The 22,698-nt window shown below is 41.0% G+C and carries 19 protein-coding genes and 1 pseudogene; 13 read left to right on the top strand and 7 right to left on the bottom strand.

Annotated features, from left to right (window positions below):
- Positions 1-248 precede the first annotated feature (248 nt).
- The 3 genes from V7K31_RS13590 to V7K31_RS13580 all read left to right on the top strand — a co-directional run bounded on the left by V7K31_RS13590 (position 249) and on the right by V7K31_RS13580 (position 3,899).
- Positions 249-1,850: an alkaline phosphatase D family protein gene (locus tag V7K31_RS13590; RefSeq protein WP_335094855.1), complete on the top strand. Its 1,602-nt coding sequence runs from the start codon at positions 249-251 to the stop codon at positions 1,848-1,850.
- 232 nt (positions 1,851-2,082) lie between these two features.
- Entirely contained in the window at positions 2,083-3,366 is a 1,284-nt protein-coding gene (locus V7K31_RS13585; protein WP_442941280.1) for an AAA family ATPase, read from the top strand.
- Positions 3,367-3,374: 8 nt separating this feature from the next.
- A complete protein-coding gene (locus V7K31_RS13580) occupies positions 3,375-3,899 on the top strand; it encodes a hypothetical protein (protein ID WP_335094853.1) in 525 nt (174 codons plus the stop codon).
- Between the two features lie 18 nt (positions 3,900-3,917).
- Here the strand turns inward: V7K31_RS13580 and V7K31_RS13575 are convergent, their stop codons facing one another.
- Together V7K31_RS13575 and V7K31_RS13570 are read right to left on the bottom strand one after the other, a co-directional pair.
- Positions 3,918-4,736, bottom strand: a complete 819-nt coding sequence (locus V7K31_RS13575; protein ID WP_335094852.1) for a TlyA family RNA methyltransferase — start codon at positions 4,734-4,736, stop codon at positions 3,918-3,920.
- The gene (locus V7K31_RS13570) at positions 4,737-5,171 is read right to left on the bottom strand and encodes a DUF29 family protein (protein WP_335094851.1); all 435 of its coding nucleotides are present in this window, start codon (positions 5,169-5,171) and stop codon (positions 4,737-4,739) included.
- 177 nt (positions 5,172-5,348) lie between these two features.
- Between V7K31_RS13570 and V7K31_RS13565 the strand changes: the two genes are divergently transcribed.
- Positions 5,349-5,633, top strand: coding sequence for a hypothetical protein (locus V7K31_RS13565; RefSeq protein ID WP_335094850.1), 285 nt, complete (start codon positions 5,349-5,351; stop codon positions 5,631-5,633).
- Between the two features lie 441 nt (positions 5,634-6,074).
- Here the strand turns inward: V7K31_RS13565 and V7K31_RS13560 are convergent, their stop codons facing one another.
- Entirely contained in the window at positions 6,075-6,350 is a 276-nt protein-coding gene (locus V7K31_RS13560; RefSeq protein WP_335094863.1) for a CAAD domain-containing protein, read from the bottom strand.
- Between the two features lie 430 nt (positions 6,351-6,780).
- On the opposite strand from V7K31_RS13560, the gene V7K31_RS13555 reads away from it, so the two are divergent.
- From V7K31_RS13555 to V7K31_RS13545, 3 genes and pseudogenes are all read left to right on the top strand, one after another.
- A complete protein-coding gene (locus tag V7K31_RS13555) occupies positions 6,781-7,686 on the top strand; it encodes a DUF2382 domain-containing protein (protein WP_335094849.1) in 906 nt (301 codons plus the stop codon).
- Between the two features lie 25 nt (positions 7,687-7,711).
- Positions 7,712-7,858, top strand: a pseudogene (locus tag V7K31_RS13550) (hypothetical protein); the annotation flags it as partial.
- 208 nt (positions 7,859-8,066) lie between these two features.
- Positions 8,067-11,225: an MFS transporter gene (locus V7K31_RS13545; protein ID WP_335094848.1), complete on the top strand. Its 3,159-nt coding sequence runs from the start codon at positions 8,067-8,069 to the stop codon at positions 11,223-11,225.
- A gap of 265 nt (positions 11,226-11,490) precedes the next feature.
- Here V7K31_RS13545 and V7K31_RS13540 read toward each other — a convergent pair whose 3' ends face one another.
- Positions 11,491-12,147: a hypothetical protein gene (locus V7K31_RS13540; protein ID WP_335094847.1), complete on the bottom strand. Its 657-nt coding sequence runs from the start codon at positions 12,145-12,147 to the stop codon at positions 11,491-11,493.
- 802 nt (positions 12,148-12,949) lie between these two features.
- Here V7K31_RS13540 and V7K31_RS13535 point away from each other — a divergent pair.
- The 3 genes from V7K31_RS13535 to aqpZ all read left to right on the top strand — a co-directional run bounded on the left by V7K31_RS13535 (position 12,950) and on the right by aqpZ (position 14,652).
- Positions 12,950-13,597, top strand: a complete 648-nt coding sequence (locus V7K31_RS13535) for a hypothetical protein (protein ID WP_335094846.1) — start codon at positions 12,950-12,952, stop codon at positions 13,595-13,597.
- Between the two features lie 175 nt (positions 13,598-13,772).
- Entirely contained in the window at positions 13,773-13,943 is a 171-nt protein-coding gene (locus V7K31_RS13530) for a hypothetical protein (RefSeq protein ID WP_335094845.1), read from the top strand.
- Positions 13,944-13,953: 10 nt separating this feature from the next.
- Positions 13,954-14,652 (top strand): aquaporin Z, encoded by a 699-nt coding sequence (gene aqpZ / locus V7K31_RS13525; protein WP_335094844.1) that lies wholly within the window; start codon positions 13,954-13,956, stop codon positions 14,650-14,652.
- Positions 14,653-14,804: 152 nt separating this feature from the next.
- Here aqpZ and apcB read toward each other — a convergent pair whose 3' ends face one another.
- Positions 14,805-15,314, bottom strand: coding sequence for an allophycocyanin subunit beta (gene apcB / locus V7K31_RS13520; RefSeq protein WP_292764195.1), 510 nt, complete (start codon positions 15,312-15,314; stop codon positions 14,805-14,807).
- A 358-nt stretch (positions 15,315-15,672) separates the two neighbouring features.
- Between apcB and glnA the strand changes: the two genes are divergently transcribed.
- Complete coding sequence (glnA, locus tag V7K31_RS13515) at positions 15,673-17,097, top strand: type I glutamate--ammonia ligase (protein ID WP_335094843.1); 1,425 nt, start codon at positions 15,673-15,675, stop codon at positions 17,095-17,097.
- A 120-nt stretch (positions 17,098-17,217) separates the two neighbouring features.
- Here glnA and V7K31_RS13510 read toward each other — a convergent pair whose 3' ends face one another.
- A complete protein-coding gene (locus V7K31_RS13510; RefSeq protein ID WP_334825686.1) occupies positions 17,218-17,418 on the bottom strand; it encodes a hypothetical protein in 201 nt (66 codons plus the stop codon).
- 435 nt (positions 17,419-17,853) lie between these two features.
- On the opposite strand from V7K31_RS13510, the gene V7K31_RS13505 reads away from it, so the two are divergent.
- Together V7K31_RS13505 and V7K31_RS13500 are read left to right on the top strand one after the other, a co-directional pair.
- Positions 17,854-18,912, top strand: coding sequence for a class I SAM-dependent methyltransferase (locus V7K31_RS13505; protein WP_335094842.1), 1,059 nt, complete (start codon positions 17,854-17,856; stop codon positions 18,910-18,912).
- 214 nt (positions 18,913-19,126) lie between these two features.
- Positions 19,127-20,869 (top strand): RluA family pseudouridine synthase, encoded by a 1,743-nt coding sequence (locus V7K31_RS13500; protein WP_335094841.1) that lies wholly within the window; start codon positions 19,127-19,129, stop codon positions 20,867-20,869.
- 228 nt (positions 20,870-21,097) lie between these two features.
- Here the strand turns inward: V7K31_RS13500 and V7K31_RS13495 are convergent, their stop codons facing one another.
- Entirely contained in the window at positions 21,098-22,579 is a 1,482-nt protein-coding gene (locus V7K31_RS13495) for a GTP-binding protein (RefSeq protein WP_335094840.1), read from the bottom strand.
- Between the last annotated feature and the right edge of the window lie 119 nt (positions 22,580-22,698).

Raw genomic sequence — 22,698 nt, 5'->3', positions numbered from 1 at the left:
TATTTCTGGTAACATCTTGGATATCCGTGCCTATAATTTCAAAGTTTATCAATCGTTACAAACTTATCTTTCCCAGATTTCTAGGCAAAATTCACAGTGTAGATGTGGGAATATAGAGTATTTTAGCGAATCGAATATTTTAATTTTTTATTAACCGTTAGATAACTTACTCTTTACTTATTTTGCTAACAGAATGTGTTAAACACTTATCCTGTAACACTTCTGGTTATTGCCATTATTTAGTTAGTATGGAATCTAATCACTCATTGAAGCTAAACCGCCGCCAGTTTTTGATGCGTTCTACGATCGCAGCAGGTGGAATTATTGCCACAAATCTTGTATCCAAATCACAAGTTTTTGCTCAAGCACCTGGAATTATCACCTCTGATAAAATGCGTCCTGCCATACCTTATGGGGTAGCTAGCGGAGATATCTGCAATGATAGCATTGTCATTTGGAGTCGGAGCGATCGCCCTGCCAAAATGATCGTAGAATATTCTACCAGCGAATCTTTTAAAAATGTGCAGCGAGTTGTGGGGCCGAATGCTTTAAAAAATAGCGACTTTACAGCCCGACTTTATCTGAGGAACCTCCCACCAGACCAAAAATTATTTTTTCGGGTGATTTTCCAAGATTTAGATTATCAAGGCACCTACAGCGCTCCTGTTCATGGCACTTTCCGAACTCCCTCCAAATCTGGGCGAGATGTATTCTTTGTTTGGGGTGGAGACACTGCTGGTCAGGGATGGGGGATTAATCCTGAGTTCGGTGGGATGAAAATTTACGAAAGTATGCGTCAACTTAATCCTGACTTTTTCATCCATTCTGGCGATAATATTTATGCTGATGGCCCCATTCAAGCAGAAGTAACTTTAGACGACGGCACTATTTGGAAAAACATCACTACACCAGAAAAATCCAAAGTAGCAGAGACTCTAAGAGAATTCCGTGGCAACTATATTTACAATTTGCTTGATGAAAACATCAAGCGTTTCAACGCTGAAGTTCCCATATTGGCACAGTGGGACGACCACGAAACAAGAAACAACTGGTATCCTGGGCAAATTATCCTCAACGATGACCGTTATACAGTTAAGGATCTTAACTTGCTAGCCGAAAGGTCAAGACAAGCGTTTTTAGAATATCTGCCTATTGGGTATACAACCAATGAGCCAGACAAAACGAAAATTTATCGCTCCTTTAAGCATGGGCCATTACTAGACATTTTCATGCTAGATGAGCGCACCTATCGGGGGCCAAATAGCCCTAATAATCAGCCAGTACCAAGTAAAAAAACAGATTTTGCGGGCAGAACACAAATACAATGGTTAAAAAGGCAATTGCTGTCATCAAAGGCAACATGGAAAGTAATTGCTAGTGATATGCCTTTGGGGCTGATAGTTAGAGATGGTACTACAGACTTTGAAGCTTGGGCTAATGGAGACGGCCCGCCTTTAGGAAGAGAACTAGAACTTGCAGATTTACTGCGATATATCAAAAACAAGAACATCCAGAATGTTGTTTGGTTAACTGCTGATGTACATTATGCAGCAGCCCACTATTACGACCCCAGCAAAGCGCAGTTTAACGACTTTAAGCCTTTTTGGGAGTTCGTTGCTGGGCCTCTTAACTCTGGCACATTTGGGCCAAACGAGTTGAATAATACCTTTGGCCCACAATTAATATTTCAAAGTCTTCCTCCAGGTACAAAAGCAAATCGACCGCCAAGTGAAGGTTTGCAATTCTTTGGAGGAATCAAGATTGATGCTAATACAAAGGTGATGACGGTAACACTACGTAACTTGGTAGGGAAAACTCTTTACAGTGTAGATTTGCCACCAGAAGCATAAATCTCTAAAAGCACAAGGAAATTGAGCCAGTTAGATAGGGTAATTACGCAATTTTTTACTCTATCTGCTGGCTTTGTTGTTTTTTGCTGAGATATTGAAGGATGAAAAACCTTGTGCGATCGCCGAATCAAGCTATGATTTAATCACGCAGAGGCATAGAGAGAAGCTTGCAGTTAAGCAATGCCAAAAACCTTATAATAGAAGTAAAATCCTAGTATTTTTGGAGTTGATGATGCTTAAGCAACTCATCCTTGAAAATTGGAAAAGTTTCCGTTACGCAGAGCTTCCACTTGATCCGTTGACTGTTCTCATTGGGACAAATGCGAGTGGTAAGTCTAATGTGGTTGAAGCGCTGGAGTTTTTACAAAGAATAGCTAAAGGTGAGAATATTGAAGCAGCTTTAGCAGGAGATAAAACGCTTACTTCTATTCGCGGTGGTGTAGAATGGGCTGTAAGAAAATCAGAAAATAAGGAATCTGAGTTTACATTAAAGATATTAGTTCAGGGTGAGGATGAACAAACAGATTATTTGTATTTGATTAATATAAGCACATTACAAATAGTCCAAGTTAGAGAAGAATATATTGAATTTAAATCACTTAGTGAAACTCATATCTCTAACTATGTCAAGAAAATTTTTATGAAAAGTTATATTCCCTCTAGTAGAAGTGGATTAAAACAAATAGACTCTCGTATTGATATACATGAATTTCAACAATTTAATAATTTTTTAAATAAAAATGAAATTATTCCAGTATTAGAAATTAAAAGTGAAGAAGTTGAAAAAAGATATAATAAATATTTACCAATAAGGCAGCAGTTCAAAGATTGTATAATACACAATCTAGAAAATATTCTAATATTTAATCCCATTCCTTCTAAAATGCGTGATTATTCACGTCTTTCTGAAAATCTAGAGAGTGATGGTTCAAATATTGCTGGTGTAATAGCAGCATTGGATAGTGAACAAAAAACCAAAGTTGAATTAACTCTATCATCATATATTAAAGATTTACCAGAAGGCGATATTAAAAAAGTATTTGCAGAACCAGTTGGAAGACTTAAAACTGATGCGATGCTTTACTGTGAAGAAGAATGGAAACCTGGGGAAATAACACTAATAGATGCTAAAACTATGTCCGATGGAACCTTACGTTTTATAGCAATTCTCACAGCCCTGCTTACCCGACCAGAAGGTAGTCAACTAGTAATTGAAGAAATAGATAACGCGCTTCATCCCTCGCGTGCAGAATTACTGGTAAGAATACTACGAGAAATTGGCAGCAAAAGAAAAATTGATATTTTACTTACTACCCATAACCCCGCTTTACTTGATGCTTTAGGCCCAGAGATAGTTCCTTTTGTGGTTGTTGCACACCGCGATTCTGAAACTGGAGAAAGCAAACTTACTCTTTTAGAAGATATTGAAAATCTTCCTCTTTTATTAGCATCAGGGACTTTAGGCAGACTAGCAACTAAAGGTGCAATTGAAAAGAGTCTTTCTGATAAGAAGTAAAGTGAAATATGAGAAAGGTTCTGATTATTGACACATCAATACTCTGCGTCTACTTGGGTGTTCCTGGTAAAGAAACTTGTGGCTCTGATAATGATAAATGGGATCAGAAAAGAGTTAAAACCCGTTTTAAAGAAGAAGAAAAACAAAGTGCAAAGTTTATACTACCACTAGCTACAATTATAGAAACTGGTAATCACATTGCACAAGCTAACTCTAGGCGATATGAAATTGCTCAAGCTTTCGCTGATATTTTAGTGAAAGTAGCAGATGGAGTTATACCTTGGGGAATTTTTGAAACCCAAGTGGGTGAACTTTGGAATTCAGCACAATTGAAACAGTTGGCTACTGAATGGCCGACTCTAGCATCTAGAAAGTTTTCCATCGGAGATACCACAATTAAGATTGTGGCTGAATATTACGCTAAAACCAGTAGCACATTTCAAGTAGAAATTTTCACAGGTGATGGAGGAATGAAGGCTTATGAACCAGCTACCCCAGCACCTAAACGCCGAAGCAGCCGGACAAAAGCGTAAAATATCCTTGAGCGATGTTTAACTCTTCCGTAAATCAGTTGTTGCTGATTGCGTTATTTGCTTAATTGCCTCTAAATCAAGTGGTGGTGTTTCACTTTCCATTCCCAACCACAAAAGATATTCAATATTCCCAGCCGGTCCAGTGAGAGGCGACCAAGTTAAGCCTTTGTATTTCCATCCTAATTCGTGGGCTGCTTGCAACACCTGGAAAATAGCATCAGCTTGGTCGTTTGGATCTCGCACAACGCCTTTTTTACCCACACGCGATCTACCGACTTCAAACTGTGGTTTGACTAACAACACAGCTTCGCGATTAGCTTGAGTTAGTTGCCACAAAGCAGGCAGAATCTTGGTTAAAGAAATAAACGATACATCGACCACCGCCAAATCAGGAATCGGGTCATCCTCGCCATATAACTCATCTGGTCGTAGTTGTCGTAAATTGGTGCGTTCTCGCAAAATCACCCGCGAATCATTTCGCAACCGCCAGTCAACTTGTCCGTAACCGACATCAATACCATAAACTTGTTTTGCTCCAGCTTGCAAGAGACAATCAGTAAAACCACCAGTAGAAATGCCACCATCTAAACAAATACGCTCTGCTACGGGGATGGCAAATACTGACAAAGCTTTGGAGAGTTTTTCACCCCCTCTAGAAACAAAAGGCGATCGCACCTTAATATTTATTTGGGCTGAAATATCAACTTCTGTACCCGCTTTATCAACTAACTGCTGATTAACAGTGACTTCCCCCGCCTGAATTAGCCGTTGTGCTAAGGCGCGAGAAGAACATAAATTTAACTCTACTAATAGTGTGTCGAGTCGCTGTTTAGCCAATTAATTAGACTCTCCTGGTAAAATTAAACCCAAAGCACGATTGTTAATTTCTTCTTGGTTAACAACTTTTTCTAATTCTTCAGGCTCATAACGACCTTCTTCTACTTCTAAGGAAGCCTCATCAATGGCATTTAAATAGGCTTCTGCTAATATTTCTAACAATTCTTCTGGCGTGAGATAATAACCCCCCGCTTTACGCCGCTTATTTTCCCTCTGAATTTCCCGAACCGAATTCCGAATAGAGACTTCCCAAGAACGAGTCGTGCGATTTTCAGCTTGTTGTTTAATCAGATGCAACAATAGAATCACTGCATAGCTACGAATCGTTTTGATGATGTCATTTCGGCTCATTTCCTCTAATTCTTCCACGATAAGCAATGCTCCTTGAACATCGCCCTTAACAAGCAAGCCTTTCAAAGTTAATAATTCTTCCATAATCAGCGCCTCAAACATCGGCAACTTCTATTGTGGCTTATGGCGGTTCTAGTCCACTCTAGTAATTTATGAGCGATCGCATTCCTTAGCCAGTCTAATTCAACTGTCCAGCTTACAATAAACGCTAAAGGAGTTTTTCCTTCCTAACCAGTCGTCTAAGACTACGGAGGAAATATTATGGTATTACGGCAACTTCGTTACAGTAAAGAAGAATTTGCTCGTCGCGGTGATGAAATCTACGAATCTCAAGTGCGCCCACAAGTCGAAGCAGGTAATTATGGCAAGATTGTTGCAATCGACATTGAGACAGGTGCATGGGAAATGGATACTGATGAAATTAATGCCTCGAAGGGCCTTGAGACTCATTACCCAGATGCACAAATCTGGTTTGTGCGTGTTGGCTCTCGCTATGTCCGTCGGTTTGGGGCTGGTCGCATCTACAAACTAATTCGAGCAATTTAATAATTAAATAAACAATTCAAAGCGAAGGTCAAGTAATTACTATTAAGACATTAATCGGTTTCTTTTTTAAAAGCATCTATCAAAGGTTATCTTTAAAAACTTAATAGCTATTAGCATTTGCTAGTCTAAAACTCTAAAAAGAGTTTTGTTAAACATTATAATGTTTTAAATAAGTAAGTGGGTCAAATTAAATATAAAACCTCACCCTGCCTCCGGCTTCCCTCTCCGAACTCACGGAGAGGGATTGAGGGTGAGGTTTGATCTTATATTTAATTACGCTTACCTACTTATTTATATAGAAGTCCCATTGAATTTTTGCATAAATCTCAGTACACCTTTATTACTTCTTCGCCATTCTTGTCTCTGAAAGTGATTCAGGAATTAAATCCGATTGCTATATTGGCAAAAAAATAAACTTTTTTATTCACTATTATGGTGCGGTTAGCTCAAAGTCTGTGATTCTTGTCTACCTAGAATTTGTTTTTGAAGCAAATGAATTTTTCCTGTTAATTCTTGCCGAGTGGAATCTTTGAGCAAATAGCGGAAAGTAAACCAAATTGTGTAACCAAGTCCAATTAACTCTAGAATTAGATAAACTAGTGGAATATGATTGATTGCGTTCAGTACCGCTAGAAAAATTCTCAGTGCCGTAACCGTTATCACAAGCAAAGCAAAGCTGATAGTCGGTAGTTTATATTCTTGGTAGAACCTACCTATAGGAATCCGGTTTGATTTCTGAAAATATGCGTAGGATGTGTTAGCACGGAGAGTACGGCATCAAACCTGTGATAATAGTGCGTTACGAACTCCGTTCTAACACACTCTACAATACCTAATTTCGTTCAAAAATCAAATAGTAATCCTATATGTACTCAAGTAGTTTTGCCAAAAATATAGAAATCTGCCAAAAAGGCTAGAAACTAGTCACAAAAACAATAAAGCTGTTGGTAAAAATTAGTCTAGAAAAAGAGGTACGATAGTACTATAAATATCTGGAAGTAATATTTTTATCCTTATTGAACTATATTTAAATACTACTTTCGATACACATCCAAATAAATTAAATTAAATCTTTAGAGGGAAGATTTATCTAACTTGGATTGGCTAAAGTTAATTGCATAATTTAAAGAGTAAAAAAGATAAGATAATGCCACTCCAAAAAATAAGTGAATTTGATACAGATTACCATAATACTCTTGGCAAAGACATCAAAGGGATGGGTGTGTATGTTCAGGGAACTGATGAAAAGATTGGCACAGTAAGTGATGCTGTAGTAGATGATCAAGGAGCATTCCGGTATTTAATTCTTGACTTAGGATTTTTGATTTTTGGTAAGAAAGTATTGCTACCAATAGGTAAATCGCGTATTGACTCTACAGCAGACCGAATATATGTCGTTAGTATGACAAGAGAGCAAGCGGAAAATTTACCTGAATATCAAGAGAATACAGCGCTTGATTATGACTATGAAGAAAGGGTGCGCGGAGTATATCGCACGCCATCTGTAGAAAGTTCAGCGCCTCTTGATGCAATATCTACAGGTGCGGTAGCATCGACAGCTGGGCTTACGACTCCCACTTACGATCGCAACGCCTACAACTACGGGCAAGAGCCGGATCTTTACGATGTCAACGCTCACGAAGACCAAACGTTCAAACTCTACGAAGAAAGACTGGTTGCTAATAAACAGCGCCGGAAAACTGGAGAAGTAGCAATTGGTAAGCACGTTGAAACTGAAACAGTAACTGTTGCTGTTCCAGTGGAAAGAGAGCGAGTTGTGATTGAGCGAGTTACTCCTAAAGATGCAGGTAAAGTTGTGTCTGCTCAAACAGCTAACTTCGGTGAGGGCGAAGTAGTCCATGTGGAACTCTATGAAGAAGTTGCTGATGTCCACAAAGAAGCTTTTTTACGGGAAGAAGTTAGAGTGCAGAAAGTTGTAGACAGAGAAACCGTTGAAGTTGAAGAGACTATTCGACGTGAAGAGTTAGATGTTGATGCTGAGGGTCGTACTATTGAGGAAAAAACTGGTAAGTTGCCCAAAGACCGTATTTAAGAAGACTACTTTTAGCCTTCATCTATTGGGATCTTTCACTTATCATAGCCATCCTGACATTTTCCAAGAAGTGACGGCTGAACAACCAGTGTTGATTAAGTTTCTCAGTAATCCAGTAGTGGGAGCAGCTTTAGGAGCGATCGCGGCTAAATGGTTTGGTGGTCATAAATAAGGGATCATCTTAAGCATATACCCCCTAAATGGATACTCAACAGATTAAGGACAATTCTCAAAAAGTCATACTTTGAGGAATTGTCCTTATCAAGCTCTTTGTATTCCAATTTTGAGAGAAACTCAACACCAATTTAAGTGACTTTGATTAGGAATGCGAGAGCTTACGGACAAAGATTGTAAACAGAGCTCAAAGTGAGAAAAATCTTATGTTTCATAACGTGATTACTGCAATTAAATTGTGGAATTTACCGGAAATAGCACAAATTCCAGTAACAAGTGATGTTTTAACACCAGAACAAGCATCACTTGTTTTTTCTGGGCCGAAATTTTTGGTAGCATTGCTTGCTGGTGTATTGATGGCATTTGCCTTTCAATTACTATTAACAAACTTCTCAGTCGCTGTCGGAATTTCAGCTTTAGGCGGTAGCTCAAGTTCTGATGAATCTGAAAGCTTGGGCGGAACGATTCGCAAAGTTGAAACAGCCGTTGGCCTTTGGGTGCTTGTTACCGCAACTATTGCATTATTTAGCGCCAGCTTCTTAGCAGTGAAACTCAGCTTAATTGAAAGTGCGTTTTTAGGAGCAATTATTGGTGTAGTTATCTGGTCTGCCTTTTTCACAGTCATCATGTGGCTAGGTTCGAGTGCAGTCGGTTCCTTAATTGGTTCTGTTGCTAGTACCGTTACTACCGGTATGCAAGGAATCATGGGTACAGCAAGCGCGGCTTTAGGTGCGAATGCTGCTAAAAATCAATTGGTTTCTACAGCTGAAGAAATTACCGCCGCTGTCCGTAACGAACTCACATCAGGTTTTGACCCAGATAGTATCAAAAATACATTACAAAGTTCTTTATCTGCTGTACAGTTACCCCAACTCGATACCAAACAAATTCGCTCTCAATTTGAAAAACTGCTCAAAGAGGGAGACTTACAATCGATCGCTGATAGTGATTTACTAAAAAATGTTAATCGTCAGACTTTTGTCGATTTAATTAGCTCTCGTACAGACTTCTCAAAAGCAGATATCAATGGGATCGCCGAACAGTTAGAAGGTGCTTGGAACCAAGTTACTAAAGGGCAAAATTCTACTGAGCAAGTAATTAATTTGCTGCAACAAGCCTCTCCAGAAGAATTGCAACCCGAAAAATTAGTTGAAAAAATTCAACAATTGGCGGCAGTCGGGGGTGGAAATGGTAAGCAAGGCAATAGCATAATTAACCAAGCTATTGAAGTTGGCTTAGGTGCGGCTTTACCTGCGGCGTTGAAGCGGATAAACTTTGCAGAAATAGATGTAGAAAAAGTTACCCAACAGCTACAACAATTGTCTGGAAAAGTTCAGCAAGTAGATGTTGATAAAATTACACAGCAGTTGCAACAATTTAAAGATCAAGCAACACAACAAGCTAATAAGCTTGGTAGTTCTGTAGCTGAAAAATTGCCTGCGCTTCCGAATAATACTGTCAAGGCAGATATAGAAGAATACATTCTGAATTCCTTCCCTTGGCATTTTAATCGCATCACAATTAAAGATGAATTCCCAGAAGTTCTATATGATCCGAATGCTAACGCCGGAACTGTCAAACGGCAATTGGAGGAATTAAACTTAGAATATTTCACCAACTTACTCAAGCAACGGGGAGATATCAACGAAGCAAAAGTCAAAGAGATTTCTGAGCAGATGGAAAGCATTCGCACGGAAGTTTTAGAAACTGTTAAGCAGGCGAATGCAACAGAAAAATCACAAGACCTCCGCACCCGCCTAGAAGACTACCTGCGTTCAACTGGAAAAGCAGAACTCAACCCAGAAGGTATTGAGCAGGACTTGACAAAATTGCTGGAAGATCCAGAAGCTGGCGTTGAAGATTTGAGTCAGCGATTTTCGGAAGTTGACCGCGATACTTTAGTTAAGCTACTAGCCTCACGCGAAGATATTAACGAAGAAGAAGCTAACAACATTGTTGGTCAATTTGAACGTACTCGTGATAACGTCTTAAATCGGACACAAGAACTTCAAGAGCAAGCAAAAGCTAAAGCTGATGAAGTGCGGCAAAGGGTAGAAGAATATCTGCGAAATACCAACAAAGATGAACTCAATCCTGAAGGTATCAAGCGCGATTTTAAGACTTTGCTGGAAGACCCGCAAGCAGGACTTTCTGCTTTAGGAGGAAGATTATCACAATTTGATCGTGATACTTTGGTTAAATTATTAAGTCAGCGCCAAGATTTGAGCGAGGAACAGATTAATCAAAGCATCGACTCTTTGTTATCAGTCCGGGATAATGTTTTGCAAGCTCCGCAAAAAGCCGCCGAGACAGCGAAACAGCAGTACGAAAAAACCACGAGTACGATTAGTGAATATCTCCGTAATACCAACCTGGAAGAACTCAATCCAGAAGGTATTCAACAAGATTTGCAAAAATTACTAGCTGACCCCAAAGAGGGTGCTGATGCACTCAGAGAGCGTCTCTCACAAGTAGATAGGGAAACTTTAGTTAAGCTGCTGACGCAACGGGGAGACTTGAGCGAGGAGCAAGTCAACCGCACCATTGACTCAACACAACAAGCCATTAATAACATTGTCAAAGCACCACAACGCTTGGCAAACCGTGCTACTGAGAAAGCGCAGGAGTTTGAAGCTTATCTAGAAAACTATCTGCGGAATACCAATAAAGAAGAACTTAACCCGGATAGTATCAAACGCGATTTGCAATTGTTGCTGTCTTCTCCCCGCGCTGGTGTGTCTTCTTTAAGTGAGCGTGTTTCTAAATTTGACCGTTCTACACTTGTGGCTTTGCTGTCCCAGCGTGAAGATATCTCAGAAGAGGAAGCTAACCGCATTGTGGATCAAATCGATTCTGTGCGAAACTCGATTGTTGAACAATATCAGCAGATTCAGCAAAGAGTACAATCGGTGCTTGATGGTGTTTTTGCGAACATTCGCAACTCTCTCAACTCACTCGATCGTCCTGAACTCAATTATGAAGGCATCCAGCAAGATTTTGCTCAATTGTTTGATGATCCACAAACAGGATTTGAGGCTTTGCGCGATCGCCTTTCTTCTTTTGACCGTGATACTCTAGTTGCTGTCCTCAGTTCGCGTGAGGATATTTCCGAAGCTCAAGCTAACAAGATTATCGACAAAATCGAAGGCGCACGGGATAATGTACTACACCGAGCCGAACGCATTCAGAAAGAAACTCAAAAACGCCTGACTGCAATCAAAGAGCAAGCACAAAAACAAGCAGTTGAAACTAAAAAAGCTGTTGCAGGTGCTGCTTGGTGGCTGTTTAACACAGCTTTTGTCTCTTTGGCGGCTTCAGCAATAGCTGGAGCTTTGGCTGTATCAGGTTTTGACCTATTTGGTTAAAAGTTCTACGAGTTCATAGTTAAGCCTCTCAATAGAGAGGCTTTTTTATCTAATAACATGAACCACATTTTTGTTCATCTATTATTAAATTGCAGTTTAAATCAACACACTACTAATGTTAAAAACATTCTTTAGCCGAACTGGATAATTTAGAGCAGAGCATTAAAACCAATTAATTCGCTCCTGCTTTGAAGTTTTGGAGTCAGAAGCTTAAGAGCAAAAACTTTTCTGACTCCTCCCGGCTGGCTACCCAATTCTTAGGCAGTTAGCTTACTCTTTCACTTCTGTACACTTCGCTCCTATGTACGCGGGGGCTACGAGCTCCAACAGCAGCTCCAATCATTGAGGCGACTAAGCCTAATAAGGAACCGAATACAAACGACCACAATCCTTGACGTACATTTGATGCAATATCACGAGTTTCTTGGGCAGATACATTCGGTGTGTTTTGCGGTATATTCAGACCACCTGACTGTTGCACCTGGTTAATAACTTGCCCAGCATTTGAAGCAGCAATCCCAAAAGCACCTGATACACCACTTGCTAAAAGCCAAGAGCTTAAAGCCAAAGTTGTCGCCCAAAGAATTGCCCCATTGAGAAGAGCTGTGTTGCGATTCATTGGACCACAAGCACGGGCTGTTACCCAGCCCCCAGTTAATAGAGAAATCAATAAACCAATAATTGACCAAATTCCCACATGACCAGCAACGTCAGATGCAATTGTTCTAGGTCTACCTGATTCGGCTACAGAACCTGCACCGATTGCACCAAACAACGCGCTCAAAACTAACTGAGTTGCTACAGCAATTAATAGTCCAGATATTATGGGTCCCCAACGAACACGGTCATGATAATCGACTAATTGATTAGTAAGAACTGGTTCAGTAACGATATTATCTCCAGTTCGATCTACGTATGACATAGCCTATCCGTCCTTTACTTTTTTGCTTGTTTTTAAAGTTTCTTTATCAAACATTCTTCAGTGAAGTATACCAATTAAGTATTTCTGATTTCATCTCCACTGTTACTTTTAATCATGATCAGAAGCTTTCGTTTTTATTATATATCTTTCAAGATTGAATCAATCATCAAAATTTTAAGTTTTTCTGTAGCTTTTGGGTAAAGTTTAGATAATCTCCAATTTCATATTCATAAACTTTCTGTAATTTAGCTTGTAATTATTCCAAAGAAGTGAACCCTCTTATTGAAATTAATAATTGTTTTTGGAAGTGATAAACTAGATTTAATTAGAAATTTTCCTCTTGATGTTTAGTGGGTTATGAATTGAAAGTTTGTAATCCACCAAACAGCAAATATTAGGTAAGTCACCCCTTGATTGACTAGATTACGGGGTTGGATTTTTAGGACAGGGATAGCAATGATATTTCTGGGTGCTGGAGCAATGTTTGGATTTTTGATTTTAGGGATTCCCTCAGCCCTGCCATTAAGAATTATTGCACTTTGGTTTACAGCTATTTTCAGTTAATTGAACCACAGATTTTTGTAGGGACACGGCATTGCTATATCCCTAGTCTGTGGTTTACTTGAAAAATGCTGTCAGTTATTTTTTCTCAACTATCAGATTTTCTGTGTTAATTTTTAATGATTTTTAGGAGTATAATCTGGAAAGTGAGCAGATTTGGATTACAAAGTTTTAACTGATGTAGTTTTTGTTTTTCTGAAAAGATTGTCTTCTTATTATTCATTTCATCAATACCGTCGCCATGAAAAACTTGTTTCCACTATTATTGAGTGCGATTTTCTTGAGTAGCACAGTCGCTTGTAATAAAACTAGTAGCCAGAGCAACAGCACTCCTACTAATAATAAAACTGCAATAACTGACAGTATATCTAATCAGTCTAACAATCAAATATCCGTACCAGCTGGAACAAGTTTTGATACTGTTCTTCAAGAAAATATATCTACAGGAAAAAATAAAAATAATGACAGTTTTATCTTACAAATTAAGAATTCATTGAAAGGAGGAAATCAAGTTCTTAAAGATGGTCAAATTCAAGGACATCTGGAAGATTTAGTTAAAGCTGCGAAAGGTAAAAAAGCGAGTTTACATTTGGTTTTTGATGATATTTCGCTAAAAAATGGAGCATCTTATCCCATTGATGCTACTTTAACAAATACTCTCTTAGAAACAAAAACCAAAGGTAAGTTCATTCAAAATGCAGGCATTGTTTTAGGCGGTACAGTTGCCGGACATTTTCTTGGTAATCAAGCCAAATTCAAGCATGGTGGACTAGCAGGTGGTACAGCTGCGGCTGCTTTTGTTTTATCTAGCCCTGGTGGAGAAGTTGCTCTCAAAAAAGGTACAAACATTAAACTTAAACTTAATTCTCCTATTGGTAATACTCAATAAACCATGTATCCTGGTTCTGAGCAGATTGAAGCGTTGGGCGAGAAATTATTACCGGAATTTCATCAAGTGTTTGTGCTATTCTATCTCGCTGTTCACAAATCAAAATCCATCGGAACTTACCAACTTATGCATCTGCAGCAGTGCAGATAAATGTTATGAATCAGCCATCTAAAAAGTGCAAAAAAAACTAACTTTTGCGGGACTAGCTTCGCTGATCGCAGCCGGATTTCTTTTAACATTGCTAAGAGTCCGGCTGCTTAATAGCTGCGGCAAAGGTAATCAAAATACTGGGCTATCTCCGATTGACGATAGTCTTGGTATAAATAGCGAATTACTAGCTAGTTAGAGCATAAATCATGAATCGTTACTCATTAGCAAAACGATGTTTGGCGGAAGCTTTAGGTACAGCTTGGTTAGTTCTGATGGGCGTGGGTACTGCGGTGATCTCTGGTGCAGTACCTTGGGTTGGAGTTACTGGGGTAGCGATCGCTTTTGGCTTAAGTTTGTTGACTGCGGCCTATACTTTTGGTTCTATAAGCGGATGTCACATCAACCCCGCAGTCACAATTGGTTTTTGGGTAGCCAAGCAATTTTCTTCCAAAGACGTTTTGCCCTATATAGGAAGTCAGGTTCTCGGCGGAATTTGGGGGACTACTATCCTGTTTTTGATTTGTATGGGGAAGCCTGAGTTTACAACAGCTAACTTTGGTTCTAATGGAGTGGGAATTCACTCTCCTGGTAACTATAGCTGGTGGGCTTGTGCGTTAGCTGAATTCATTGTTACCTGTGGCTTTGTGCTGCTGATCTTGAGCGTCACATCTTCTGCCGCTTTCAAGCAGTCTGCACCCATCCCCATCGGTTTAGGGCTGACCTTGGCGCATCTTATCCTCATTCCGGTGACAAATGCCAGTGTCAATCCCGTGCGATCGCTAGCCACAGCTATCTTTACTCGCGGTTGGGCATTGGCTGACCTTTGGATTTTCATAGTGTTCCCAATTTTCGGTGGAGTTTTGGCAGGTATGGTTGCTCGATGGCTGCAAAAACCAGATATCTAGCCGTAAATTAAGCGAGGGCGCGAATTTGGCGCATCAGTATATAACCATCCATTTCTGGCATCCCTTTTCAACGCCTGGTAGCGGTTATAAAAAAGCGATCGCTCCATAAAACCAAAGTGCGATCGCTATATTTTATACTTGTTGTTGAATAACTAAATATCCTGTTCGCTCAACTCGCGTGTAATGTGATCAAACGGTTCATCCACAAAAGCAGTATTAACTACACCTGCTGCTGCTACTTGTTCCTTAATCAGATCCTTGAGAATCTGGATACCGCGAACCGTAGGCCCAATCGGTACTCCTAGAGAATTATAAGTTTCCCGCAGCCCTTGTAGGACACGCTCATCCAACACATTCGTGTTTCCAGCAACCAGCGCATAGGTGGCGTAGCGCAGGTAGTAGTCCATATCCCGCAGACAAGCCGCATAACGACGAGTCGTATAGGAATTTCCACCAGGACGAATCAATTCTGGCAGTTCTTCATATAACTTCAAACCAGCTTGCTTGACAAGTGCAGCCGCGTTAGAATTTATCGCCGCCGCCGCTTGTACTCTTGCTGTACCACTGTCAAAGTAAGATTTCAGGCTATCGATCGCATTCCGATCAAAATACCGACCAGCTAGATCATAATTCTTAATTAAACTTGTTACCGCATCGCGCATTCCTTTTTCTCCCAATCCTTGCTATTTATGGTTTGATATTTATTTGGCTGCACTTATGCACCACTAAATTTTTGTGCTATTTAAAATAGATTTGGCACAAAAACAATTTATCCGCTATTTAAGGATTTTATGCCAAAGTTGACCCCTATATGATGAACTTTCCAGTTTTGTACACATGATCGCTGAAAGGTTAATATAACCTGATAATCCAGATATCTGTAACATAGACTACAAAATCTGTTAATGTCTAGTATTTAAGATATTTCAGGTGTGTCACGATTTGATTGAGATCAGCAGGGTTAGGATGCTTTGGAAGATTCTGGTATTACTTTAGGAAATTGGTAGAGAAGGAGTAACAATGACAACAGCACAAGAAGTCTTGAAGAGAATTCAAGATGAAAAAATTCAGCTGATTGATCTCAAATTCATCGATACAGTAGGGACTTGGCAGCACCTCACACTGTACCAAAACCAAATCGATGAGACTGCATTCACTGATGGCGTACCTTTTGACGGTTCCAGCATCCGGGGTTGGAAAGCGATCAACGAATCGGACATGACGATGGTACTCGACCCCAACACTGCTTGGATCGACCCATTCATGGAAGTCCCAACGCTAAGTATAATTTGTAGCATCAAAGAACCCCGCACTGGTGAATGGTACAACCGTTGCCCAAGGGTTATTGCCCAAAAAGCAGTAGACTACTTAGTTTCCACTGGTCTTGGCGATACAGCCTTCTTTGGCCCTGAAGCTGAGTTCTTCATCTTTGACAGTGCTAGGTTTGCACAAACCGCTAACGAAGGCTATTACTTCTTAGACTCCGCAGAAGGTGCTTGGGATTCCGGTAAAGCCGGTACTGATGAAAAACCCAACTTGGCTTACAAACCACGCTTTAAAGAAGGTTATTTCCCAGTTTCACCGACGGATTCTTTTCAAGATATCCGTACAGAAATGCTGTTGACGATGGCACAATTAGGTGTACCCATTGAAAAGCATCACCATGAAGTTGCTACTGGTGGTCAGTGTGAACTGGGTTTCCAGTTTGGGAAGTTGATCGAAGCGGCTGACTGGTTGATGATTTATAAATATGTCATCAAGAACGTTGCCAAAAAACATGGCAAAACCGTTACCTTCATGCCAAAACCGATTTTTGGCGATAACGGTTCGGGAATGCACTGTCACCAGTCTATCTGGAAAGACGGCAAACCTCTGTTTGCAGGTGATAAGTATGCTGGTTTGAGTGAAATGGCGTTGTACTACATTGGTGGTCTTCTCAAACACGCACCAGCGCTATTGGCAATTACCAACCCCAGTACCAACTCATACAAGCGCTTAGTACCTGGTTATGAAGCTCCTGTGAACTTGGCTTACTCCCAAGGAAACCGTTCTGCTTCTATCCGTATTCCTCTATCTGGCACTAATCCCAAAGCCAAGCGTTTAGAATTCCGTTGTCCAGATGCGACTTCTAACCCCTACTTGGCATTTGCTGCAATGCTTTGTGCTGGTATCGATGGCATCAAGAACAAAATCCATCCTGGTGAACCCTTAGATAAAAATATCTATGAACTCTCTCCAGAAGAACTTGCAAAGGTTCCTTCAACTCCAGGGTCTTTAGAATTGGCGTTGCAAGCACTGGAAAAAGATCACGCCTTCTTAACCGAATCAGGCGTCTTCACGGAAGACTTTATCGGAAATTGGATTGATTACAAACTAAGTAACGAAGTTAAGCAGTTACAGCTACGTCCTCATCCCTACGAGTTTTACCTCTACTACGATGCTTAATTAAGTACCGTATCTATCTAAATGTATAAGTTTTGCCACCCTAGAGTAGAGGGTGGCTTTTTTTTCTAGAGTTGTTAGTTGAGACATTCACTCAAAAATCAACCTTAAAACTATTGAAACTTAGCTCATGGAAGCATGGCTGGAAGCATAAATCATCCGAGCGCTAGCATCTACCTTCCCTTGAATCGGGTTCCAGTAGTAGGATGCTTCTTCAGGAAGACCAAGTTCTTGTGCAGCCCGCATCAGCATTGATTGTTGGCGATTCTTGACTTGCTGATGTTCACGCACCATTAACGCACGAGATTTATCTGCAATAGACATAACCATAGTCCTCTCTATTTTGTGAATATATAATTTTTGATTTCCTTATAAACAAATATAGCAAAAATTCTGTAACAATAGCTACTTTTTACAAAAATTTATATTTTATCCACAGTCCAAATATTTTTGACAGAAGCCCCTGACTTGATTGCTATGAGTCAATCTAAGGAATAAGAATTAAATAACGTACATACAATTTATGTCCTTGGCTTACCTCACCCTCAATCCCTCTCCGATATATTGGAGAGGGAGGCTAGAGAATAAAGGAGAGGGAGGCTAGAGACAGGATGAAGTTTTGCATTTTATTTAATCCACGTTCCTAAAATCCAAAATTGTGTGACCTCGCAGCCTGTAGCTTTGCCAACAATAGATAATTTATTCGTTACAATTATTTACATAAAATAACTATAAATAGTCAAACCTGAAGCTATTTTTATGACTGACAATTTAACGAAGCTGACTTATCAGACCTTTCAACAAAGCAAAAATTACTTTGGTCTGGCACACAGAATATTAACCTCACGGTTGAGGAACCTGGTGTATCCGACGCTTAAACAAAAGACCAAACCAATCCCAAAGGAGGTTGTACTTAAACTTCAAGAGAGATTCAATCAGTTGCTGGAAACAGATTGGCAAGATGTCCAAAAAGGTGTATATCCCGAAAGTTTGCTGTTTGACAACCCTTGGAAAGACTTTTTCCGCTACTATCCGCTAGTATGGCTAGATTTACCTCAAAGTTGGGAGCGGACTAAACGAGGGAATTATCAAGATTTTTCGCCGGAGATAGACACAGATGGTTATCCCGGCTACTACGTACAGAATTTCCATGACCAAAGCAATGGCTATTTGAGTGATCTGTCAGCCAATTTATACGACTTACAGGTGGAAGTTGTTTTTGGAGGGGCAGCTGATGCAATGCGGCGGCGAATTCTCGCTCCTCTCAAGCAAGGGCTGAAAGTTTTTGAGTCCGTTTCACCAGGGCAGGTTCGGATTTTGGATGTAGCTTGTGGAACTGGGCGAACTCTGAAGTTGATTCGGGCTGCATTGCCTCAAGCATCACTGTTTGGCACGGATTTGTCACCAGCTTATTTGCGGAAAGCAAACGAACTATTATCCCAAATTCCGGGAGAATTGCCGCAACTTTTACAAGCGAATGCCGAAGAGTTACCCTATCTAGATGACTATTTTCATGCAGTAACTTCTGTTTTTGTCTTCCATGAGTTACCAGCGATCGCACGTCAAAGTATCATTGAGCAATGCTTCCGGGTGACAAAACCAGGAGGAGTCTTTATTATTTGTGACTCAATTCAATTGAGTGATTCACCTGAGTTTGAACAGATGATAGATTCTTTCCCCGAAGCTTACCATGAACCCTATTACAAGCATTACACCACTGATGACTTGGTAGAACGCTTGCAGAGAGCAGGCTTTGAGAATATTGAAATGCAAGTCCATTTTATGAGCAAGTATTTCATTGCTCATAAGCCATCTTGAGATGTCCCATTCCCTTTTATTTACAATAATAGGACTTACGCACAAGTTACGGAATAACGAACCACAGAGGCGCAGAGAAGCCAGTGCGTTGCGGGGGTTCCCCCCGTTGTAGCAACTGGCGCGACACAGAGAAATCAGAGTTTGAGAGATATTTTGCGTAAGTCCTAAATAATTTCAGATATTAGGATCAGCTAGATTTGCAATCATACTTTGTATGGTAGTTCTACATCCACTTTCAGATTTCATCGACAGCGATTTTGCTGTCAGCGATTTATCTTGTAGTTATTACTACGAAGGGCGTTGTCTCCAAAATGGCAATCGCCTGAAATTACCCCGCACCTTAATGTCTGAAGCGATCGCCCACGGACTAATGCAACATCTGATCAACAATGACTGTTATTCTCGTGAAGGCAAGATGTATGGAATACTATTGGTTGAACTGCCTAATGGCGAACAAAGGGTACTCAAAGCCTTCTCCGGTCTTTTGAATGGTTGCAGTGTAGTTGAGGGCTGGGTGCCGCCAATTCCAGGACGAGACGAAGTTGCTTTAGAGGAAGCCCGCACTTTGGCACAGTTGGACGCGCTCAAGCAAGAACTCATTAGCTTGAAGCAACTGAGCGAACGTCAGGAGTACCAAACCCTGTTTGATGAGTTTGAGCAACAATTGCAAGTAATGAGCGATCGCCATCGCCATTGCAAACATCAACGACTGCAAAAACGTCAGCAAATCTGCAATACACTCACTCCAGAAGCACTGACTATTGCCCTGGAACAACTCGACGAAGAGAGTCGTCAGCAGGGAATTGAACGACGACAACTGAAACGCCAGCAAAATGCAGTATTACAGCCCCTTCAGGAGTTAATTGCAGCGACAGATGCGCGAATTAGCGAACTCAAACAACAGCGTAAAGCCCTGTCCCGTCAATTACAAGCTCAGATGCACGCTAGTTACAGCCTGACTAATTTTTCCGGGCGATCGCGATCATTGCAAGAATTGATGCCAGGAGGCTCGCCCACTGGCACAGGAGACTGTTGTGCCCCAAAGCTGCTCCATTATGCGGCAACACATAATCTAAAACCATTGGCAATGGCGGAATTTTGGTGGGGTGCGTCTTTGGTAAATCAGGATAAAATCCAGGGAGAATTTTATGGCGCATGTGCCGAGCGATGTCAGCCATTGATGGGGTTTTTGCTCTCTGGCTTAAGACCTATTTCAATCCCTAATAGGGATTTTTACACAACAGCCCCACTTTTGCTAAATACATTAACAGATTTGCGTAGCTCCAATGAAAAACGTTGTAATTTTCCAGCCTTTTCTATTAAGGGAGAGATACCCATTCTTTATGAAGACGAATGGCTGATTGCTGTAAACAAACCTGCTGGGCTACTTTCGGTACCTGGTCGTTATCGCGATCGCCAAGATAGTGTTTTGAGTCGTTTACGTCATCTGTTAGCTGATGGCATGGCACTTGTATCTGTGCATCGTCTAGATCAGGAAACATCTGGTATTCTATTGTTGGCACGCGATCGCCAAACCCATCGCCAACTCAGCCAGCAGTTTCAGCAACGGCAGGTTCATAAGGTTTATGAAGCCATGCTTTCTGGTGCTGTGACAGTTGAGCAAGGTGTGATTGAACTGCCACTGTGGGGAGATCCCCAAAATCGCCCTGAGCAAAAAGTTGATTGGCAGCAGGGTAAACCTAGCTTGACACACTTCCAGGTAATGGCGAGAGAAGGAGACTACACCCGCGTAGAATTTACGCCGCTAACAGGACGCACTCATCAGTTGAGAGTTCATGCGGCTGATGCGCGAGGACTTGGGGTAACTATTTTAGGCGATCGCCTTTATGGATGCTGTGCAGTTAGCAGTCGGTTACATCTGCACGCCAGAGAACTTCGCTTCGAGCATCCGCAGTTAGAAAAAACCCTGCATTTACAAGCAATTACGCCCTTTTGACATCAAGCATTTTAATAACCGCGTTGTAAGGCAGACTTAGAGGGAGTGACAGCAGTAAACAATGGCAGAAGAGTTGACAAAATCAACAGAAAATGCAAGGGATAGACATGGGTGGAAGTGGCATCGGAGGCGATCGTTAACTACTTTTCTTGAGATGAGGAATCAGAGTGGAGAAGTTTCCAGCTAGCAGCAATATCGTGTAATCGTTACAACCCACGCCAATATGCATCACTTTCTGAGTTTTACCTTGTGGAGCAATTCATCTTTAATCCGGTTGAGAATTGAAGTCTCATCCAGGTTTGCCAAAATCCGATTAATCACTGCTTTCGGCCCATCAGGCCCCCAAGTCGCGCCATTAGCTAAATAAACTTTGGTAATTTGTCCAATACCGTAAGAAGAAACACCAGCTACTCCCGCTTGGGTGATTGCCACTGATATATAAGGGCCAAGGGCAATGCCACCGGTAGCGGTTGCAGAGATCCCAAGTAAAGTTTTTAATCCACTCAAGCCCAAGTTTGCCAACAATTCACTCGCACCAATGCCGCCCATACTCAGGGCGATTTTTTGTAGCAATTGTACAGCCCCAGCTTCGGTCATGGAGAAGCCATAGAGTTTAGATAAACCCAAAATCAGAGCAATATCAATAACCACACTACTGAGAATATCTACCACAGTTACGGGATTGAGTGCGATCGCTAATGCCTTAGTCATCACAGCCTTCCAAATCAACTGATTGGCATTCTGTTCCCGAATCATCAGTTTTCGCTCAACCAATTGCTCATTTACAATATCGGCATAAAGCATGGTATTGAGAGCAACCAAAGCTTTACCTTCACGGTGCAGAATCTCCAAAATTTTCAGCTTCAGTTCCTCGACTTTCGCATTCCCTGTACGCAACTGTATGCCCCTAGTACCATCAGGGCGACGAATCGCCGTCTTCACCAATGGCGATGCCGCAGCCATAACAATTTCTAAAGGTGTCAGTAATTCCCGCACCCTTTCATCTCTGATTTTGTGATAAATTGCCATCCGGTCTGCTTCAGGATACTGGTCTACTTTGTTAAACACCAGAATGATCGGTTTACCTGCTTCTCGCAATTGAGAAAGAGCCATGTATTCCAGCTTTGTCATGTCGCCAGATATCACAAACAGGATCAGATCCGCAAGTTTTGCAATCTGTTCAGCTAACGCGGCACGGGTTGCACCATCTACTTCGTCTAACCCAGGAGTATCAATTAATTCCACCTGCGATTGACCTACACCAGGAAGAGTGACTCGCAAAGCCCGTTCAGTTTCCCCAATCGCTTCCTCACTAATACTCCAATTAACTGTTTGTGCCGCACGGGTGACACCGTGCAGCGGCCCAGTTTCAAATACTGTTTGCCCAACCAAAGCATTGAGTAGCGAAGATTTCCCACGTCCCACCATCCCAAAAGCTGCAATCTGCACCACCATGCGATCTAACTTCCCCAGCATGGTTTCCAAGTCAGCAATTTCTGTTTCCAATCCGGTTTTTTCTTGGGGTGTGAGGTCAAGATTGGCTACCAAGTTTCGCAGCGCCGTTTGTGCTTGTTTATAATTCAGTTCAGTCTGAATGTCTTCAAAACTGAAAATGGCACTATTGAGTTCTTCCTCCCAACTGAGAGAATTTGAGTCAGTGTTGGCGGAATCGCTTTGATGAGGTTCAGGCACGGGCAATGTCGAAGTCATATCAATTTGAGATTTGAAATTTGGGATTTTTAAATTAGCCCTATCTCTTATCCTAGTTATTTTTAACAGAGGTTTAGGGAGATGAGGAGAATAACTCTTGACCAATGACCAATGACCAA

Origin of the sequence: Nostoc sp., assembly GCF_036917675.1 — a bacterium.
In the GTDB taxonomy this organism is placed as follows: domain Bacteria; phylum Cyanobacteriota; class Cyanobacteriia; order Cyanobacteriales; family Nostocaceae; genus Nostoc.
The sequence above is the reverse complement of the archived record's forward strand: the minus strand, read 5'-3'. Positions and strand labels throughout refer to the sequence as shown.

Bases quoted from the DNA above. Each gene is read 5' to 3' on its own strand.
- V7K31_RS13590 (WP_335094855.1), top strand. From the start codon at position 249: ATGGAATCTAATCACTCATTGAAGCTAAACCGCCGCCAGTTTTTGATG.
- V7K31_RS13500 (WP_335094841.1), top strand. From the start codon at position 19,127: ATGGTAGTTCTACATCCACTTTCAGATTTCATCGACAGCGATTTTGCT.
- aqpZ (WP_335094844.1), top strand. From the start codon at position 13,954: ATGAATCGTTACTCATTAGCAAAACGATGTTTGGCGGAAGCTTTAGGT.
- V7K31_RS13580 (WP_335094853.1), top strand. From the start codon at position 3,375: ATGAGAAAGGTTCTGATTATTGACACATCAATACTCTGCGTCTACTTG.
- V7K31_RS13540 (WP_335094847.1), bottom strand. From the start codon at position 12,147: ATGTCATACGTAGATCGAACTGGAGATAATATCGTTACTGAACCAGTT.
- V7K31_RS13585 (WP_442941280.1), top strand. From the start codon at position 2,083: ATGCTTAAGCAACTCATCCTTGAAAATTGGAAAAGTTTCCGTTACGCA.
- V7K31_RS13505 (WP_335094842.1), top strand. From the start codon at position 17,854: ATGACTGACAATTTAACGAAGCTGACTTATCAGACCTTTCAACAAAGC.
- V7K31_RS13545 (WP_335094848.1), top strand. From the start codon at position 8,067: ATGTTTCATAACGTGATTACTGCAATTAAATTGTGGAATTTACCGGAA.
- V7K31_RS13510 (WP_334825686.1), bottom strand. From the start codon at position 17,418: ATGTCTATTGCAGATAAATCTCGTGCGTTAATGGTGCGTGAACATCAG.
- V7K31_RS13555 (WP_335094849.1), top strand. From the start codon at position 6,781: ATGCCACTCCAAAAAATAAGTGAATTTGATACAGATTACCATAATACT.
- V7K31_RS13570 (WP_335094851.1), bottom strand. From the start codon at position 5,171: ATGGAAGAATTATTAACTTTGAAAGGCTTGCTTGTTAAGGGCGATGTT.
- V7K31_RS13495 (WP_335094840.1), bottom strand. From the start codon at position 22,579: ATGACTTCGACATTGCCCGTGCCTGAACCTCATCAAAGCGATTCCGCC.
- glnA (WP_335094843.1), top strand. From the start codon at position 15,673: ATGACAACAGCACAAGAAGTCTTGAAGAGAATTCAAGATGAAAAAATT.
- V7K31_RS13565 (WP_335094850.1), top strand. From the start codon at position 5,349: ATGGTATTACGGCAACTTCGTTACAGTAAAGAAGAATTTGCTCGTCGC.
- apcB (WP_292764195.1), bottom strand. From the start codon at position 15,314: ATGCGCGATGCGGTAACAAGTTTAATTAAGAATTATGATCTAGCTGGT.
- V7K31_RS13535 (WP_335094846.1), top strand. From the start codon at position 12,950: ATGAAAAACTTGTTTCCACTATTATTGAGTGCGATTTTCTTGAGTAGC.